This is a genomic window from Phenylobacterium sp. 58.2.17 (assembly GCF_026411515.1).
In the GTDB taxonomy this organism is placed as follows: domain Bacteria; phylum Pseudomonadota; class Alphaproteobacteria; order Caulobacterales; family Caulobacteraceae; genus Phenylobacterium.
Genome location: NZ_JAPMTQ010000059.1, coordinates 1 through 17,130 on the forward strand (window position 1 = coordinate 1; position 17,130 = coordinate 17,130).

Genomic DNA, 17,130 nt, shown 5'->3' on the forward strand with positions numbered 1-17,130 from the left:
GGCGGCGGCGTCGAGCCGGGCCTGGGCCAGCCGCGCCTCGGCGGCAGTCAGCTCGGCGCGAGCGGCGGCCGTATTGCCGCGGTTGCGGTCGAACAGCGGCAACGGCAACGAGGCGCCGGCGACCATGGCGGTGGCGTCGTCGCCGGCGAAGCGGCGCACGCCGGCCGAGACGGTGAGGTCCGGGCGGGACTGGAGTTGCTCGACGCGCACCCTTGCCGCAGCGCTGTCGCGGTCGGCCAGGGCGGCCAGCACCGCCGGGGTGTCGGCGGGGGCGGCGTCGATGGCGGCGACCTCGGCCGACAGCAGGCTGGAGGTCAGCGAGTCGAACGCCTCGCCCGAGCCGGCCTGGGCTGAGAGCCGCCCGAAGGCGGCGTCGCGGGCGGCCAGCGCCTGGTCCAGCCCGGCCTGGGCGGCTTGGGCGTCGGCCTGGGCCTGCAGGCCACGCAGGCGCGCTTCCTTGCCGGCCTCGACCAGCAACTCGGCGGCGCGGGCGTCGCTCTGGGCGGCTTCGAACAGCTCGCGGGCCTGGGCGGCGCGGAGTTGCGCAGCCTCGGCTTCGGCGTAGGCGACCGCCAGGGCGGCGGCGTAGTCGGTTCGGGCCTGGGCGTCGCGGGCGCGGGCCAGGGCCAGGTCCTTGCGCGCGCCGTCGATGCGCGCGCCGCGCTTGCCGCCCAGTTCCAGGGTCTGGCTGAACGACAGGGTGGTCTCGGCCGAGTCGAAGCCCTCCATCGGGCCTTCGCCCGCGAAGTTCTCGACGTCGAGCGATAGCTCGGGATTGCGCCAGGCGTCGGCCTGGTCGAGGCGGCCCTGGGCGGCGGCGACCTGGGCCTGGCTTTCGGCGCGCAGCGGCGCCTGGGCGGCGGCAGCCAGCAGGTCGGGGAAGGCGGGTGCGGGCGCGGCCAGGGCCGGGCCGGCGCAGGTCAGGCCGCCCGCGGCCAGCAGGGCCGCCAGACGGACGTGATGGGGAGGCATCGGGATCTCCGGAATCGGACAGGACGAGGGCGCGCGTCGGCGCGCAGAGCCGTCAGGCCGCCGCGGGGGGGCGGGTCGGAGGCGCCGAGCTCAAGGTCGCGGGAGCGGCGTCGTCGGCCGGGCGCTGGCGGTCGGCGGCGAGCGCCCCGGCGTCGATGGTGCTCATCGCCAGCAGGGGCGGCGCGGCATGGCCGGCGCAATGGGTGGGGCAGTGGGCTCCGGGCGCATGGTGGGCGGCGTCGGGGTCGCCGTCACCGGCGTGATGGGCGCTGGCGACGGCCGGCGTCGCCAAGTCGGCGATCGGTTCGGCATGACCGGGCGCAGGCAGCAGCACGAACAACAGGGCCGCCAGCAGGGCGAGCATCGCCCCGGCGCGCCGCGAACCGTTCATGAGCCGTCGCCCGATCATGGTGCAGCCTCTGCATCCTACAGCAGCTGTAGGAGCAAGTGCTATTTGCGATGCGGTCCATGACGTTTCGGGGGCTTCCCAGCGGCGCCGTTCTCGTGCCCCTCTGTCGGTGACGGGAAGTGACCCGGGGGGAAATTGTTATGCGTGTGTTCGTAACGGCGGCCGCCATGGCCGGACTGCTGTGTTCGGTCGCGCCGGCGGCGCTGGCCCAGAGCTATCCGGCCGCGAAGATCGCCGGCCTGAAGTCCCAGGCCGAGGCCGGTGTCGAAAGCCGCGCCAAGCTGGCCCAGCAGATGAACGACCAGATCTTCTCGTACGGCGAGCTGGCCTTCCAGGAAGTCGAGACCTCGAAGTACGTCACCGGCGTGCTGGAGAAGAACGGCTTTACGATCCAGCGCGGCGTCGCCGGCCTGCCGACCGGCTGGACCGCGACCTGGACCCACGGAACGGGCGGCCCGGTCATCGTGCTGGGCAGCGACATCGACGGCATCCCGAAAGCCTCGCAGAAGCCGGGCGTGCCTTGGCATGAGCCGCTGGTCGAGGGCGCGCCGGGCCACGGCGAGGGCCACAACTCCGGTCAGGCGCTGAACGTGGTCGCCGCCCTGGCGGTCAAGGAGCTGATGGAGAAGCAGAACATCGCCGGCACGCTGATGCTGTGGCCGGGGGTCGCCGAGGAGCTGCTGGGCGGCAAGGCCTACATGGTCCGCGACGGGGTGTTCAAAGGCGCTGACGTGGCGATCTTCACCCATGTCGGCTCGAACCTGGCGACGGCGTGGGGCGCGACCTCTGGCACAGGGCTGGTGTCGGTCGAGTACACCTTCAGGGGCGCATCGGCGCACTCGGCCGGGGCGCCCTGGCGGGGGCGCAGCGCGCTGGACGCCGTCGAACTGATGAACATGGGCTGGAACATGCGCCGCGAGCACCTGCGGCCCGAGCAGCGTTCGCACTACGTGATCACCGACGGCGGCGACCAGCCCAACGTCGTGCCGTCGACGGCGACCGTCTGGTACTATTTCCGCGAACAGACCTTCGACGGCATCAAGAAGAGCTTCGAAATCGGCGACACCATCGCCGAGGCCGCGGCCAAGATGACCGACACCACCATGGAGCGCCGGGTGCTGGGTACGGCCGCGCCGCGCCACTTCAACCGCCCGCTGGCCGAGGCGGCCAAGGCCAATATCGACGAGGTCGGGTTGCCGAAGTGGACTCCCGACGAGCAGACCTTCGCCAAGGCGGTGCAGAAGAACCTCGGCTCCAAGGAAAAGGGGCTGGCGACCGAGCTCGACAAGATGGCGCCTCCGGTCGAGAAGCCGGAGAGCGGCGGGTCGGACGACATCGGCGACATTTCCTGGACCCTGCCGACCATCACGGTGGTCTATCCGTCGAACATCCCGGACCTGCCCGGGCACCACTGGTCGAACGCCATTTCGATGGCCACGCCGATCGCCCACAAGGGCGTGGTCGCCGGCTCGAAGGTGGTGGCGATGACCATGGTCGACGTGCTGACCAAGCCGGAGTTGCGCCGCCAGGCCAAGGACTACTTCGTCAACGTCCAGACCAAGGATCAGAAGTACGTCCCGATGATCGGTCCGGACGACAAGCCGCCGATCGAGATCAACACCGACGTCATGGCTAGGTTCAGGCCGCAGATGGCGCCCTTCTACTACGACGCCGAGCGCTACCCGACCTATCTCGACCAACTCGGGATCAAGTGGCCGCCGACCGAGCTCACCCCGCCGAAGGGGACGCGCGTCGACTAGCGCTGACGAGGGCCTGACGCGGGCCGCGGCCACGGCTCATTTTCGCCATGAGCCGTGGCCAGCCTCCGCGTCCGTAACAGGAGGACCCGCATGCGTCTGACCAGCCTCATCCTCGCCGCCGCCGCCCTCGCGGGCTCGACGGGCATGGCCATGGCCGCCGAAGGCCGCTTCATCCACCCGGCCGACACCAGCAAGGACGACCGGATCGATAAGACCGAATGGGTGGCCTACAAGCTGCCCGCCGACGAGTTCGCCAAGGCGGACAAGGACAAGAACGGCAAGATCGACGGGCCCGAGTTCGTCGCCTGGGACACCGCCTACAAGGCCGCCCACAAGGGCCACTAGGCCCCCAGGGCCTGGTCCAGGTCGGCGATCAGGTCGCCGGCGTCCTCGATCCCCACCGACAGGCGGATCAGGCCGTCGGCGATGCCGATCCTGGCCCGCGTCTCGGCTGGGATCGAGGCGTGGGTCATGATCGCCGGATGCTCGATCAGGCTTTCCACCCCGCCCAGGCTCTCGGCGAGCGTGAACAGTCGGGTGCGCTCCAGCATCCGCACCGTGCCGGCGAGGTCGCGGTCCAGCACCGCCGAGATCATGCCGCCGAAGCCGCCGCTCATCTGCCGCCTGGCGAGCTCGTGCTGCGGGTGGCTCGGGAGTCCCGGATAGATGACCTTGGCCACGTCGGGCCGCGCCTCCAGCCAGCGGGCGACCGCCAGGCCGTTCTCGCAGTGGCGCTGCATCCGCAGCGCCAGGGTCTTCACCCCGCGCAGGGCCAAGAACGAGTCGAACGGCGAGGCGACCGCGCCGACCGCGTTCTGCAGGAAGCCGAGCTGGTCGGCGAGCTCCCGGTTCTGGCCGACCACCAGGGCGCCGCCGACGATGTCGGAATGCCCCGAGACGTACTTGGTGGTCGAGTGCATCACCGCATCGAAGCCGAACTCCAGCGGCCGCTGCACATAGGGGCTGGCGAAGGTGTTGTCGGCGGCGCTCAGCAGGCCGCGCCGCTTGCCGAGCTGCGCGATCGCCTCCAGGTCCGCCAGCCGCAGCAGCGGGTTGGTCGGGGTCTCGACCCAGAGCAGCCTGGTGGTGGGCCTGATCGCCGCCTCGATGGCGGCCAGGTCGCTCATGTCGACGAAGCTGAACTCCAGGCCCGCCGTGCGCCGACGGACCTTGTCGAACAGCCGGAACGAGCCGCCGTAGAGGTCCTCGCTGGCGATGACGTGCGAGCCGGCGTCGAGCACTTCCAGGAAGGTCGAGATCGCCGCCAGGCCGGAGGCGAAGGCGTAGCCGCGCGTCCCGCTCTCCAGGTCGGCGATGGCTCGTTCGAAGGCGAAGCGCGTCGGGTTCTGGCTGCGCGAGTACTCGAAGCCCTTGTGCTCGCCCGGGCTGGTCTGGGCGTAGGTCGACGTCGCATAGATCGGCGGCATCACCGCCCCGGTGGTCGGGTCGACCGACTGGCCGCCGTGGATCGCCCGCGTGGAGAACTCCAGGCGGTTCTTGCCGATGTTGTCCTGGGTCACGCCGCCCGCCGCAGATAGTTGATGAGATCGATGCGGGTGATCAGCCCGACGAATTCGCGGCCGTCGAGGACGATGGCCACCTGATCGCGTTCGAAGACCGGGAGCAGCGCGTCGAGCGGCGCGTCGGCCTGCAGGGTGTCGAGCTTGGCGGTCATCGCCGCCGCCACCGGCTGGGAGAACCGCCTGTCGGGCTTGGAGTCCTCGATGGCCTCCAGGAGGTCGCTCTCGTCGATCAGCCCGATCAGCCGCCCATCGTCGAGCACCGGCAGCTGGCTGACGTCGGCCTGGCGCATGCGGTTGTAGGCGGTCAGCAGGGTGTCCTGCGGCCCGACCACGATGGCGCCGCCATTGGTGGCCGAGCGCACGATCAGGTCGCGCAGGTCGCCGTGCAGGCGGCGCTGGGTCAGCCCCTGCTCGGCCAGCCAGCTGTCGTTGTAGACCTTGGACAGGTACTTGGCGCCGGTGTCGCAGACCAGGGTGACGACCCGCTGGGCTTCCGTCTGTTCGCGGCAGTAGCGCAGGGCCCCGGCCAGCAGCGTGCCCGACGAGGAGCCGCCCAGCACGCCGGCCTTGGAGAGCATCAGGCGCGCGGCGGCGATGCTCTCGGCGTCGGGAATGGTGTAGGCGCGCGAAACCAGCGACAGGTCGCAGTTGTCGGGCACGAAGTCCTCGCCGATGCCCTCGACCACCCAGGAGCCGGGCTCGATGGTCTCGCCGGTGTTGACCAGCGGCGCCAGGATCGACCCCTCCGGATCGGCCAGCACCATCTTCGTCTTCGGCGAGGCCTTGGCGAAGTAGCGGCCGAGGCCGGTGAGGGTGCCGCCCGAGCCGACCCCGACCACCATGGCGTCGAGGTCGCCGCCCATCTGCGTCAGGATCTCCGGGCCAGTGGTGGTCTCGTGGGCCTTCGGATTGGCCGGGTTGGCGAACTGGTTGATGTAGATCGCGCCCGGGATTTCGGCGGCCAGCCGCTGGGCCATGTCCTGGTAGTATTCGGGGTGCCCCTTGCCGACGTCGGAACGGGTGATGCGGACATCGACCCCCATGGCCCGCAGGTGCTGGATCTTCTCGCGGCTCATCTTGTCGGGCACGACCAGCAGGATCCTGTAGCCCTTGAGCACGCCGACCTGGGCCAGCCCGAGGCCGGTGTTGCCGGCGGTGGCCTCGACGATGGTTCCGCCCGGCTTCAGCGAACCGTCCGCCTCGGCCGCCTCGATCATCGAGCGGGCGATGCGGTCCTTGATCGAGCCGCCGGGATTGGCGCTCTCCAGCTTCACGAACAGCCGGCAGGGGCCGGTGTCGAAGCCGGTCAGCTCGAGCATCGGCGTGTCGCCGATCAGGTCGAGCGCTGAACTGGCTGGCGGCGCGAGCTTGGGCGGGTCTGCGGTCATGAACGGCTCCTGGTGGCCTTTCAGCAGAAACGCCCGGAGGTCGATTTCCGCGCCATGTCCCAGAGCATATGGGCGATTTTCCCGCCTCGCCTAGATGCCGGCGGCCTGTCCCGCCGCCCGCGGGCCGCAATCGGGCGAAAACGAACCCGTCGGCCCCGGTGAAGGCGGCGCTTCGCAGCGGCGGCGCGCGGGGCTAAAGCGAGCCATGGCCAAGACCACGCCCGCGACGCTCGCCCTCGACAGGGCCAAGGTCGCCTACGAGCTGCACACCTACGACTACGATCCCGACGCGCCGCGGGTCGGGCTGCAGGCGGCCGAGAGCCTCGGCGTCAGTCCCGATCAGGTGCTCAAGACCCTGATGGCGCTGGTCGACGGCAAGCCGGTCTGCGCGGTGCTGGCCTCGGACCAGGAGGTGGCCATGAAGAAGCTGGCGGCCGCGGTCGGCGGCAAGTCGGCCCAGATGATGAAGCCAGCCGACGCCGAGCGCCTGACCGGCTATCGGGTCGGCGGGGTCAGCCCGTTCGGCCAGAAGCGCCAGGTCCCCACGGTGATCGACCAGGCCGCGCTCGACCACGCGAAGGTGTTCGTCAATGGCGGCCAGCGCGGGTTGCAGGTGCGGCTGGCGCCCTCCGACCTTTTGGCCGCAGTACCAGCCAAGGTGGCGGTCCTGACTTGATTGTCGTTGCGTAACGGCGCGGATAGGGCCTTAAGTTAGCAACGATAACTTTGGTCGACGGGGAGCGCGGCCGTCCTACCGGCGTCGGGCGGTCATAGTGTTTGCGATGGGACTGGCGTTATGACGGCCGTGAGCCTTGAGCGACGGCGCCCCTATCATGTGGGCAACGTCCGCGGTCAACTTCTGGCGGCGGCTCGCGACATCCTGCAGGAGCGAGGCCGGGCCGGCCTGTCGCTGCGGGCGATCGCCGATCGCGGCGGCGTCGCGCCGGGCACCGTCTACTATCACTATGCCGACAAGGCCGCTCTGCTGGCGGGACTGGCGGTCGACGGCTTCCGACAGCTGTCCGACGCGATGAAGTCCGAGTATGAGATGCGCGGCCACGAGGGCGGCCTGCGGGCGATCGGATCGGCCTATCTGAACTTCCTGCGCGAGAAGCCCGAGCTCTACGAGCTGATGTACGAGGCGCTCGACGCCGGACGCCGCGAGGATGTCGCCGCGGCCGAGGCCGAGGCGTTCGCCGTCTGCCGGGCGGCAATCATCGCCGACTTCGTCGAGCAGCATTCACCCGATCTGGCGGGCGAGATCGCCGAGGCGATCTGGGCTTGGGGGCGCGGCATCGCGGCCATGTCGCTGTCGCGCGGATCGCCCGGCCAGGGCCCGGAGGGGCGGACCGTCGAATCGGCGGTCCGGGGGCTGGAAGCGCTGATCATGGTGCGCTGAGGGCGCCTCCTCGCCAGCTCGCCTCCAGGCTGACTTCTGCCCATGTGTTTGAATCACCAGTATCTTTTTTCGCAATGCACACTCGTCAGCCAGAGTGGGCGCGGCCCTTGCGCCACAAGGGCTGACGAAAGTTCGGCGACGGCGCTTTTCCCTCTATTCGAACGCCGTTCGAGACACCCAGCCTATCGACATTAAGCACTCGCGACGGGCGGCTAAACGCCCGCGTCTGGCTGGGAGGTTACATATGTTTCAACCGCTGCGTCTGCGCAGTCTCTTCATCATGGGCGCGTCCGTCGCGGCCATGTCCGCCGCCACTCAGGCCGCGGCCCAAGACGCCTTCACCATCGAGGAACTGGTCGTCACCGCTGAAAAGCGCGAGCAGAGCCTGCAGGACGTGCCGGTCGCCGTCACCGCCTACACCTCGGAAAAGCGCGACCTGATGGGCGTGGCCACGGTCGAGGACCTGGCCCGCGTCACGCCGAGTGTGGCCTACACCAACAACGACCGCCTCTCGATCCGCGGTTTCGGCCGCCTGACCAACGCGATCGGCACCGACCCGTCGGTGGCGCTGTACTCGGACGGTATCTTCTCGAACTCGATGGCCGACAGCTCGACGCCGTCGCTGTTCATCGAGCGGACCGAAATCCTGCGCGGCCCGCAGGGCACCCTCTACGGCCGTAACTCGATCGGCGGCGCGCTGAACATCATCGGCAAGCGTCCGAGCGACACCTTCCAGGGCGAAGTCCGCGGCGCGGTCGGCAACTACGGTTCGTGGCGCACCGACGCCCTGGTCACCGGCCCGATCACCGAAGGCCTGCGCTTCCTGGTCGGCGGCTCGGTTGAGCGCCGCGACGAGGGCTTCATCGAGAACATCGGCCCCGGCGGCGACACCAGCGCCCTGAAGCGCTACATCGTCGAAGCCCAGGTCGAAGCCGACCTCGGCGAAAACATCACCGCCCGCCTGCGCTATACGAAGTTCGACTGGGACGACAGCTACGGCGTCGGCAACATCCACGAAGCCGTGATTTCGCCCTACGACACCGTTTCGGCGACCGGCCTCGAGAACAGCGCGCTCTACTACAACCCGACCTTCGGCTACAGCGGCGTCAACCCGTCGATCGCTGATCCGTACAAGATCAACATGGACCAGACGATGGAGGGCAAGCTCTCCGATCACCATCGTCTGCACTTCGACCTGAGCTGGGATCTCGGCGGCGCGACGCTGAAGTACCTGGCTGGCTACCAGTCCTACACCTACAACACCAATGGCGACGAAGACCGTTCGTCCCGCCAGGGCCTGTTCAGCATTCCGACCGCGACTCCGTTCGGCGCTTACACGGCGACCAACGTCTCGCCGAACGAGCGCTTCTTCTACACCGAAGAGCAGCAGTGGTGGTCGAACGAGATCAACCTGTCGTCGAACTCGGACGGGCCGCTGCACTGGATCGTCGGCCTCTACCAGTATCACCAGGAATACTCGCAGCCGCAGGGCCTGCGCGTGCTGGGCGATCCGGCCATGCAGAATCCGCTGAGCCTGGCGACCGGCCGTCCGGCCGCGCCGAACCCGAACGGCAATTACCTGTTCGTCGACGGCAGCCTGGAAGTGAACTCCTACGCGGCCTTCGGCCAGATCGACTACGAGTTCGCCGAGAACTGGACCCTGACCGCCGGTCTTCGCTACTCGAAGGACGAAAAGTCCGGCACCGACTTCGCGCGCTACGTCTCGCGCAGCCCGACCACGACCACCCTGCTGCAGCAGTTCGCCAACATCCCGGCGGCGATCGGCCAGGGCGTGGCGCTCGACTTCACGACCTTCGTGGTCTGCGGCGGGGCGACCATCGCGGCCTGTAATGCGCTGCCGCAATACGCGAACCTGCGCGAAGCCCAGGGCGGCGGTCTGATCCGCGACCTGAAAGCCGACTATGACGCCTGGACCGGGACCCTCGGCGTGCAGTGGCAGCCGGATGGCGACACCAACGCTTACGCCCGCTACAGCCGCGGCTACAAGTCGGGCGGCTGGCTCGCCTCGAACGGCCTGACCCCGGTGCCGTACGCCGATCCGGAATACGTCAACAACTACGAGATCGGCCTGAAGAAGACCTTCGGCGGCCGCTTCCAGCTCAACTCGGCGATCTTCTACGCCGACTATCAGGGCTTCCAGGCGCCGCTGCGGGTGATCATCAGCGGCACGACGACCGGCACCCAGTTCCTGAACCTCGACGCCCGCAACTGGGGTGTCGAACTGGAAGGCCAGTGGGCCCCGATCGACAACCTGATGCTGTTCGCCAGCTACGCGTACATCAACGCGGAAGTGACCAACGGCTGCTGCTTCGTCGACGTCAACGACCCGACCGCCTCCAAGTCCGGCGCCAAGCCGGTCGGCGGCACGCCGGCGGCCCGCACCCAGAACCTGGAAGGCAACCGCCTGCCGATGACGCCGGAGAACAAGCTCAACCTCGGCGCCAACTACACCTTCGACTTCGACGCCGGCAGCCTGACGCTCGGCGGCACCTACACCTACACCGACGACATGCAGACCGCGGTCTTCTCGCAGGCCAACTACACCGCCCCGGCGAATGAAATCGTCGACTTCCGGGCGCTGTGGAAGGACGGCCAGGACCGCTTCACGATCATCGGCTACGTGAAGAACGCCTTCGACGAGGTGGCCTATCAGAGCTCCACTCCGACCAGCCTCAACGCGAACGGCGCTTTCCGCCAAACCGTGAAGCTGAACTTCCCGCGCACCTACGGCGTGGAATTCCAGTACCGCTTCTAGGAGCCTTCCAGCTCCGGATCGGAAGGGCGCTGCGGTCACCCGCAGCGCCTTTTTCGTTTCAAGCGGCGCCTTGAAAAGGCGCCGATTTCAAAGCATTAGCCATATGCCCCCGCTGAAAGAACGTCGGTCGGCGGGGCGCATCCGGGGGGAGTGAGCGCCATGCTGGTTCGGTTGATCGCCTTGTCCGCCGCCGCGGCCCTGGCCGCGGGCCCTTCGAGCGCCGCCGCGGGCGGCCGCTTCGACGCCGAGATGCAGGCCTTCGCTTTACAGGACAAGGCCGCGCCTCCGACGCCCTGCAAGATCGTGTTCACCGGTTCCTCGTCGATCCGCTTCTGGACCACGCTCAGCCAGGACATGGCGCCGATGCCGGTGATCAACCGCGGCTTCGGCGGCGCGCAGGTTTCGGACGTCAACGCTCACTTCGACCAGGTCGTCGGGCGCTATCACCCGCGGGCGGTGGTGTTCTACGCCGGCGAGAACGATCTCAACGCCGGCGAGGCGGTGGACTCCGTGGTCGAGGACTTCGGGCGCTTCATGAAGCTGAAGACCCAGAAGCTGGGGGCTTCGACGCCGGTCTACTACATCTCGCTGAAGCCCTCGCGGGCGCGTGAGCGCCAGATCCGCGACCAGAACGCGGTCAACGCCAAGATCAAGGCGCAGATGAAGGGCCGCAAGGACTTCGTCTATATCGACGTCGTCCCGCAGATGATGGGCGCTGACGGCCACCCCAAGGATCTGTTCGTCGCCGACGGCCTGCATATGAACAGCGCCGGCTATGCGATCTGGACCCAGGCCGTGCGGCCGGTGATGGAAAAGGAAATGAAGGCGGATCGGCCTGCCTGCCGCAGCGCCGCGTCCGCCTCCGCCAAGCCCTAGCCGCTGCCGGTCAGAGCGACGAGCGCAGCATCCAGATGTGCTTCTCGTGCGCGGTCAGCCGGTCGGAGATCAGGCTGGCGCTGACCTCGTCGCCCGCCGCCTGGGCCGTCGGCAGGATCGCATAGAGGGTGCCGACCAGGGTTTCCTGGCTGGCGATCAGGTCCTTCAGCATCTCCTCGGCGCCCTTGGACGGATCGCCGTCCTTGATCGACGACAGGTTGCCGAACGCGCCATAGCCCTGCGGGGCCAGCTCCCCCAGCGCGCGGATGCGCTCGGCGACCTCGTCGATGGCGGTCCACATCTCGGTGTACTGGGCCATGAACAGCGCATGCAGCTGGGAGAAGTTCGGGCCGCGGACGTTCCAGTGATAGCCGTGGGTCTTCAGATAGACCGCATAGGTGTCGGCCAGCAGCTTGGCGAGGCCCTCGGCGACCGCCTTGCGGTCCTTCGGGCTGGGTCCGGAGTTGGTCATGGGCGTGCTCCTGTTGTCAGGCCTGGGCGGGGGCGCCGAGGCGCGCCCAGACGCGTTCGTGGATCGCGAAGGCAAGGGTCTGGAAGACCGGTTCGATCATCCCGATCGCCAGCGCCGCGCGCCAATCACGAGTGAGCGCATAGGCGACGGTGATCGCCACCGTCAGGTGCATCAAGCTGTAGCTGAGGGTCTTCTTGGCGGTGCGCATGACGGAAGCCTTGTTGCGAATTGATCGCAATATATCACGACCATGGATTATCTAAATAAGCATATTGGTCAGTTTTACTTATGATGCGTCGGGCGAGCTTATGGCTTGGCGCCGCGCGGCATTCGCTTATCGTCGTTCACCTGACCGCCCGAGAGAGGCGGCGGATAGGGAGGAGCGGACCGTGAAATTCACCTGGTTCAACCTCATGCCGTGGCCGTACCTGCCGGACGACTTCCGGGAGACGAACCGCTCGGTATGGGTCGATATCGACCAGCGCCTGTTCGATCCGGCGCGGAGCCACGAAGTCTACAACACCTACATGGACCTGCTCGAATACGCCGACACGCTCGGCTTCGACGGGATCGGGGTGAACGAGCACCACCAGAACGGCTACGGCATCATGCCCAGCCCGAACATCATCGCCGCCGGCCTGGCGCGGCGCACCCAGAACGCCGCCATCGTGGTGCTGGGCAACTCCATCGCGCTCTACAATCCGCCGATCCGCGTGGCCGAGGAGTTCGCGATGCTCGACTGCATCAGCGGCGGGCGGCTGGTGGCCGGGTTCCCGGTCGGGACCTCGATGGACACCAACTACTGCTACGGCCAGATCCCGTCGCTGACCCGCGAGAAGTACCAGGAAGCCCACGACCTGATCATCAAGGCCTGGACCACGCGCGACCCGTTCGCCTGGAACGGTCGCTACAACAAGCTGCGGCACGTGAACATCTGGCCGCGGCCGATCCAGGACGCGCCGCATCCGCCGGTGCACATCCCGGGCGGCGGCTCGGTCGAGACCTACGATTTCTGCATCGACAACACCTACTCGTATTCCTACCTCAGCTTCTCGGGCTACCTGCGCGCCCAGGCGCTGATGAACGGCTACTGGAAGCGGGTCGAGGAGCGCGGGGTCGACAAAAGCCCCTACCGCGCCGGCTTCGCCCAGACGATCCTGGTCGCCGAGACCGACGAGGAGGCCGAGCGGCTCTATTCCGAACACGTCAGCTACTTCTACAATCGCTGCCTGCACGTCTATCCGGGCTTCGCCGACGCGCCGGGCTACCGGACCATCAAGACCATCCAGACCGGGGCCCTCAGCCAGTACGCGCCGCCCAAGGGCGGCTACACCGAACTAACCTGGAAGGACCTGGTCGAGCAGGGCCACATCATCGCCGGCAGCCCGGAGACGGTCCGCCAACGGATGGAGGACCTGATCAAGGGGCTGAACGTCGGCAACATCTTCTGCCTGATGCACGTCGGGAACATGCCGGCCGACAAGTGCATGTACTCGACCCGGCTGTTCGCCGAGAAGGTGATGCCCAAGCTGCGGAACATGTTCCCCGAGCATGCCGACGACGGCCGGTTCTGGTGCAAGCCGCTGGACCGCCGCGTGACCTCGGGCGCGCTGCCGCGGGAAATCCCGACCAGCGCCTCGCTGGCCCAGACCTATGCGTGAGGGGGCGGACATGGAACTGAAGACCGTTGCGACCCGGCACGTCCCGGTCCGCTATCTCGAGGGCGGTTCGGGACCGGACCTGGTCTATCTGCACGGCGCGGGCGGGGTCACGGCGCAGGACCCGTTCCTCGCCGAACTGGCCAAGTCCCACCACGTCTATGCGCCGCTGATCCCCGGCTACGGCGACAGCGAGGAGTGCGGCGAGATCCGCGACATGCTGGATTTCACGCTGCACAGCTGGGACGTCGTCGAGGCTCTGGGCCTCAAGGACCCGATCCTGGTCGGCCATTCGATGGGCGGCATGATTGCGGCCGAGATGGCGGCGATCGCGCCGAACGACGTCTCGCGGCTGGCGCTGATCTGCCCGGCTGGGCTGTGGGACGATGCGCATCCGATCGCCGACCTGTTCTCGCTGATGCCCTACGAGATGCCGCAGATGCTGTTCCACGACGCCGCAGCCGGGGCGGCGATGCTGACCGCCGGCCGCAACGTCGAGGATCCGAATTTCCTGCAGACCTATCTGGTGACCAATGCGCGCCAGCTGGGCATGGCGGGCCGGATCCTGTTCCCGATCCCCGAGCGCGGGCTCGCCCAGCGGCTCTACCGCATCAAGGCCAAGACCGTGGTGGTCTGGGGCGACAGCGACCGGCTCGTGCCGCCGTTCTACGCCCACGGCTTCAAGAAGGCGATCGCCGGGGCGGAGCTGGTCTCGATCCCGGAAGCCGGCCACATGGTCGTGCTGGAAAACCCGGCGGCGGTCGCGCAGGCGATCGGGCGCCTGGGATGACGCGAAACATCTGAGAGTAATGAAGGGCGGCCGCACGGCCGCCCCGGGGGGAGACGTTTGAAGAAGATTGCTTGCCTGGCCGTCCTCGGCCTGATCCTGGCCGCCTGCTCGCCGAAGGCGGGGCCGCCCGCCGATCCCGCCAGCCTGGCCCCGACCGATGCGCGGCTGGCTCAGCTCTATGCCGACTCCTGCAAGGCCTGCCACGTCGTCGCCGATTCCGGCGCGCCGCTGGTGCATGACGCCAAGGCCTGGGCCCCGCGCTGGAAGCAGGGCGAGGACGTGCTGCTCGACCACGTGGTGCAGGGCTACAAGGCCATGCCGGCGCTGGGCCAATGCGCGGCCTGCACGCCGGACGACTTCAAGGCCCTGACCCGCTTCATGGCCGGCCAGGAGGGCAAGTCGTGATCTCCCGCCGCACCGCCCTGCTCGCCGGTTCGGCCGGGGTGCTGGCCGCCGCCGGGGGCGGGGTCTATCTCGCCGCCCGCGACAAGCCCGAGCCGCCGGCCCCGCCGAGCCTGGACGCGAACCAGCGCCTGCTCTGGCGCAACTGGTCGGGGATCGAGCACGCCTATCCGGCCGTGCGCAGCGCGCCGAAGTCCGAGGCCGAGGTCGCGCAGGCGCTGAAGACCTCGACGGCGCCTGTGCGGGTGGTCGGCGCAGGGCACTCGTTCACCGGCCTGGTTCCGACCTCCGGCACCTTGATGACCCTCGACGGCCTGGCCGGGATCGAGCGTTGGGAGGACGACCAGCCGGTGGTTCGCGCCGGCATGCGGCTGGGCGCCCTCGGCCCGGCCCTGGCCGAGCGCGGCCGGGCGATGGCCAACCTGCCCGACATCAACAAGCAGTCGCTGGGCGGCTGCCTGGGCACCGCCACCCATGGGACCGGGGCGACCATCAAGGCCATCCACGGCGACGTCACGGCGCTGCGACTGGCCACGGCGACCGGCGAGCTGATCGACTGCGACGCCGCGCAGAACGCCGACGTCTTCAACGCCGCGCGGGTGTCGCTGGGGGCGCTGGGGGTGATCACCCAGGTCCGGCTGGCGACCAGCGCCAACCGCCGTCTGCACCGCAAGGTGTTCGTCGAACCGTTCGAGGAGACCTTGGCCAAGGCCGAGACGCGCTGGGCCCAGCATCGGAACTACGAGTTCTACGCCGTCCCGTTCACCGATCTGGCGGCCAACATCACCCACGACGAGACCGACGCGCCGGCGATGGCGCGCGGGCCGGACACCGACAGCGCCTTCCTCGAAGTTCTCAAGCAGCTGCGCAACCTGACCCGGTTCTCGACGCCGCTGCGCAAGGCCGCGGCCAAGGCGCTGCTCGGCTCGGCCAAGCCGGAAGAAGCGATCGACGAGGGCTGGAAACTGCTGTCGACCGAACGGCCGGTGCGCTTCAACGAGATGGAGTTCCATATCCCGGTGGAGAACCATCTGGCCGCCCTGAAGGAGGTCGTGGCGACCATCGAGGCGAAGCGGCCGGACGTCTTCTTCCCGATCGAGGTCCGGCGCATCGCCGCCGACGACGCATGGCTGTCGCCCTTCCAGGGCGGGCCGCGCGGCTCGATCGCCGTGCATTGCCACTACAAGGACCAGTACGACTTCCTGTTCGAGCTGATCCAGCCGATCTTCCTGAAGCACGGCGGGCGCCCGCATTGGGGCAAGCTGCACAGCCTGAAGGCCCGCGAACTGGCGCTGCTCTACCCGAACTGGAACGACTTCCTGGCGGTTCGCGCGCGGCTGGACCCGGAGGGGCGGCTGCTCAATCCCTACCTCAAGGCGCTGTTGGGGGTCTGACCAGGGCCTTGGGACCGCTGAGGGCGAGGGCGTGGAAGCGCTCGCCCATTAGCCGGTAGCCCGCGGTGTTCGGGTGCAGGTCGTCGGGCAGCAGGTGGGCGTCGGCCGCGCCGAACAGCGACAGACCGTCGAGATAGCCGATGTTCGCGTCCCCGGCGGCGAGGCGCGCGGCGACCACATCGCCCAGCAGCTGGCGCATGCGGGTCAGCGACAGGCCGCCGCCGGAGCCTACGTCCTCGCGGCCCGGTGAATAGATCGGCGAGACCACCAGGATCGGCGTGGCTGCATGCTTCTCGCGGATGATCGAGATCATCGCGTGGGCGGAGTCGAGGAAGGTCCGTTCCTTGAGCTGGCCGTCGGGATGGACGTTGATCCCTAGCTTCAGGACGATGGCGTCGGCGCGGGCGTCGCGGATGATCCGCGCGGCCTGGCCCGACAGCAGGCAAGAGCCGGCCCAGCCGAGGTTCTGATGGTCGAGCCCGGCCAGGCCCGCGGCCACCGCCGGCCAGCCCGCGCTGGCGCCCTCGGCCTCCAGACAGTGGGTGATCGAGCTGCCGTGGAAGAGGACGCGCGGACGACCGTCGGCGACGGGGACGGCTTGCGCGCCGTCATCCAGGTCGAGGGCCGCGATCGAGACGGTGGCGGCCTGGGGCATCCAGAGTTCGAGGGTCTTGTCGCCGTCCGGCAGGTCCGCGAACGTCAGGTTGAAGGCCTCGTCGCCCACAAAGGCGCCCTTCTCCAGATCGATGGTCGCCCCGCCCTGCGCCCAGGCGCGGGCGTGGAGCACGCCGTCGACATAGAGATCGTAGGCGCCGCGCCGCTCGCCGCCGACCGACTGGTCGAGCAGCCGCTGGGCGCCGCGCAGGCGGAGGCCGGTCGAGGCGGTGCGCAGGCGAAGGCGGCAGGCGGCGGCGCAGGAGCCGACCCAGCGGTTGAACGCGTCGTAGAAGCCGAGCTCGGCGACCGGCAGGCGCAGCGGCTGCAGCGAGTCCTTCCGCCGGCGCAGGTCCACATGCCCGTCCAGCAGCGGCGCGATCTCGTCCGGCCCCAGCGTCTTCATGTGCGTCCCCCCTGTTGCGTCCTGCTTAGGCCGCAAGCGCTCCGGGCGAAAGCTCCGTCAGTTGCGGTTCAGCGTCATCGGCGCGTCGGGGTCGGTGGGCAGCGGCGCCGACGGCCGCGGGGTCAGCGGCGGCTCGGCGGGGGCCGGCGAAAGCGGGGTCAGGACCAGCGGGGCCGGCGCCGGCGCGGAGGGCGGCACGTTGAGCACCCGCTGTCTCTTATACACATCTGACGCTGCCGACGAACCGGAAG

The 17,130-nt window shown here is 68.8% G+C and carries 17 protein-coding genes and 1 pseudogene; 10 read left to right on the top strand and 8 right to left on the bottom strand.

Annotation, left to right across the window (positions count from 1 at the left end):
- On the bottom strand, positions 1–972 hold a 972-nt coding region (locus OUA97_RS21410; RefSeq protein ID WP_267234107.1), incomplete at its 3' end, for a TolC family protein.
- A 52-nt stretch (positions 973–1,024) separates the two neighbouring features.
- Positions 1,025–1,363, bottom strand: a complete 339-nt coding sequence (locus OUA97_RS21415) for a hypothetical protein (RefSeq protein WP_267234109.1) — start codon at positions 1,361–1,363, stop codon at positions 1,025–1,027.
- 158 nt (positions 1,364–1,521) lie between these two features.
- On the opposite strand from OUA97_RS21415, the gene OUA97_RS21420 reads away from it, so the two are divergent.
- Positions 1,522–3,141 carry an amidohydrolase gene (locus OUA97_RS21420; protein ID WP_416362452.1) on the top strand — a complete coding sequence of 540 codons (1,620 nt, stop codon included), beginning with the start codon at positions 1,522–1,524 and terminating at the stop codon, positions 3,139–3,141.
- 90 nt (positions 3,142–3,231) lie between these two features.
- Positions 3,232–3,486: an EF-hand domain-containing protein gene (locus OUA97_RS21425; RefSeq protein WP_267234111.1), complete on the top strand. Its 255-nt coding sequence runs from the start codon at positions 3,232–3,234 to the stop codon at positions 3,484–3,486.
- Here OUA97_RS21425 and OUA97_RS21430 read toward each other — a convergent pair.
- Complete coding sequence (locus tag OUA97_RS21430; protein WP_267234113.1) at positions 3,483–4,661, bottom strand: cystathionine gamma-synthase; 1,179 nt, start codon at positions 4,659–4,661, stop codon at positions 3,483–3,485. The genes OUA97_RS21425 and OUA97_RS21430 overlap by 4 nt on opposite strands.
- On the bottom strand, positions 4,658–6,052 hold the full coding sequence (locus OUA97_RS21435) for a cystathionine beta-synthase (RefSeq protein WP_267234114.1): 1,395 nt from the start codon (positions 6,050–6,052) through the stop codon (positions 4,658–4,660). The genes OUA97_RS21430 and OUA97_RS21435 overlap by 4 nt, the downstream gene beginning before the upstream one ends.
- Before the next feature lie 205 nt (positions 6,053–6,257).
- Here OUA97_RS21435 and ybaK point away from each other — a divergent pair, with 205 nt between their 5' ends.
- From ybaK to OUA97_RS21455, 4 genes are all read left to right on the top strand, one after another.
- On the top strand, positions 6,258–6,728 hold the full coding sequence (gene ybaK, locus OUA97_RS21440; protein WP_267234115.1) for a Cys-tRNA(Pro) deacylase: 471 nt from the start codon (positions 6,258–6,260) through the stop codon (positions 6,726–6,728).
- Between the two features lie 120 nt (positions 6,729–6,848).
- A complete protein-coding gene (locus tag OUA97_RS21445; RefSeq protein ID WP_267234116.1) occupies positions 6,849–7,451 on the top strand; it encodes a TetR/AcrR family transcriptional regulator in 603 nt (200 codons plus the stop codon).
- Between the two features lie 244 nt (positions 7,452–7,695).
- Positions 7,696–10,227: a TonB-dependent receptor gene (locus OUA97_RS21450; protein WP_267234117.1), complete on the top strand. Its 2,532-nt coding sequence runs from the start codon at positions 7,696–7,698 to the stop codon at positions 10,225–10,227.
- A 159-nt stretch (positions 10,228–10,386) separates the two neighbouring features.
- Positions 10,387–11,103 carry a GDSL-type esterase/lipase family protein gene (locus OUA97_RS21455; RefSeq protein ID WP_267234118.1) on the top strand — a complete coding sequence of 239 codons (717 nt, stop codon included), beginning with the start codon at positions 10,387–10,389 and terminating at the stop codon, positions 11,101–11,103.
- Positions 11,104–11,113: 10 nt separating this feature from the next.
- Here OUA97_RS21455 and OUA97_RS21460 read toward each other — a convergent pair whose 3' ends face one another.
- Both OUA97_RS21460 and OUA97_RS21465 read right to left on the bottom strand, forming a co-directional pair.
- Positions 11,114–11,575 (bottom strand): Dps family protein, encoded by a 462-nt coding sequence (locus tag OUA97_RS21460; RefSeq protein ID WP_267234120.1) that lies wholly within the window; start codon positions 11,573–11,575, stop codon positions 11,114–11,116.
- Positions 11,576–11,591: 16 nt separating this feature from the next.
- Complete coding sequence (locus tag OUA97_RS21465) at positions 11,592–11,783, bottom strand: DUF2061 domain-containing protein (RefSeq protein ID WP_267234121.1); 192 nt, start codon at positions 11,781–11,783, stop codon at positions 11,592–11,594.
- A 181-nt stretch (positions 11,784–11,964) separates the two neighbouring features.
- On the opposite strand from OUA97_RS21465, the gene OUA97_RS21470 reads away from it, so the two are divergent.
- Genes OUA97_RS21470 through OUA97_RS21485 form a run of 4 tightly spaced genes read left to right on the top strand, consistent with a single transcriptional unit; the run spans position 11,965 to position 15,819 of the window.
- Entirely contained in the window at positions 11,965–13,236 is a 1,272-nt protein-coding gene (locus tag OUA97_RS21470; RefSeq protein WP_267234123.1) for an LLM class flavin-dependent oxidoreductase, read from the top strand.
- A gap of 10 nt (positions 13,237–13,246) precedes the next feature.
- Positions 13,247–14,023, top strand: a complete 777-nt coding sequence (locus OUA97_RS21475) for an alpha/beta fold hydrolase (RefSeq protein WP_267234124.1) — start codon at positions 13,247–13,249, stop codon at positions 14,021–14,023.
- Between the two features lie 57 nt (positions 14,024–14,080).
- Positions 14,081–14,428 carry a c-type cytochrome gene (locus OUA97_RS21480; protein WP_267234125.1) on the top strand — a complete coding sequence of 116 codons (348 nt, stop codon included), beginning with the start codon at positions 14,081–14,083 and terminating at the stop codon, positions 14,426–14,428.
- Positions 14,425–15,819 (top strand): D-arabinono-1,4-lactone oxidase, encoded by a 1,395-nt coding sequence (locus OUA97_RS21485; RefSeq protein ID WP_267234127.1) that lies wholly within the window; start codon positions 14,425–14,427, stop codon positions 15,817–15,819. The genes OUA97_RS21480 and OUA97_RS21485 overlap by 4 nt, the downstream gene beginning before the upstream one ends.
- Here the strand turns inward: OUA97_RS21485 and OUA97_RS21490 are convergent.
- The gene (locus OUA97_RS21490) at positions 15,797–16,879 is read right to left on the bottom strand and encodes a GDSL-type esterase/lipase family protein (protein WP_267234129.1); all 1,083 of its coding nucleotides are present in this window, start codon (positions 16,877–16,879) and stop codon (positions 15,797–15,799) included. The genes OUA97_RS21485 and OUA97_RS21490 overlap by 23 nt on opposite strands.
- A gap of 57 nt (positions 16,880–16,936) precedes the next feature.
- Positions 16,937–17,130 (bottom strand): annotated as a pseudogene (locus OUA97_RS21495) (hypothetical protein); the annotation flags it as partial.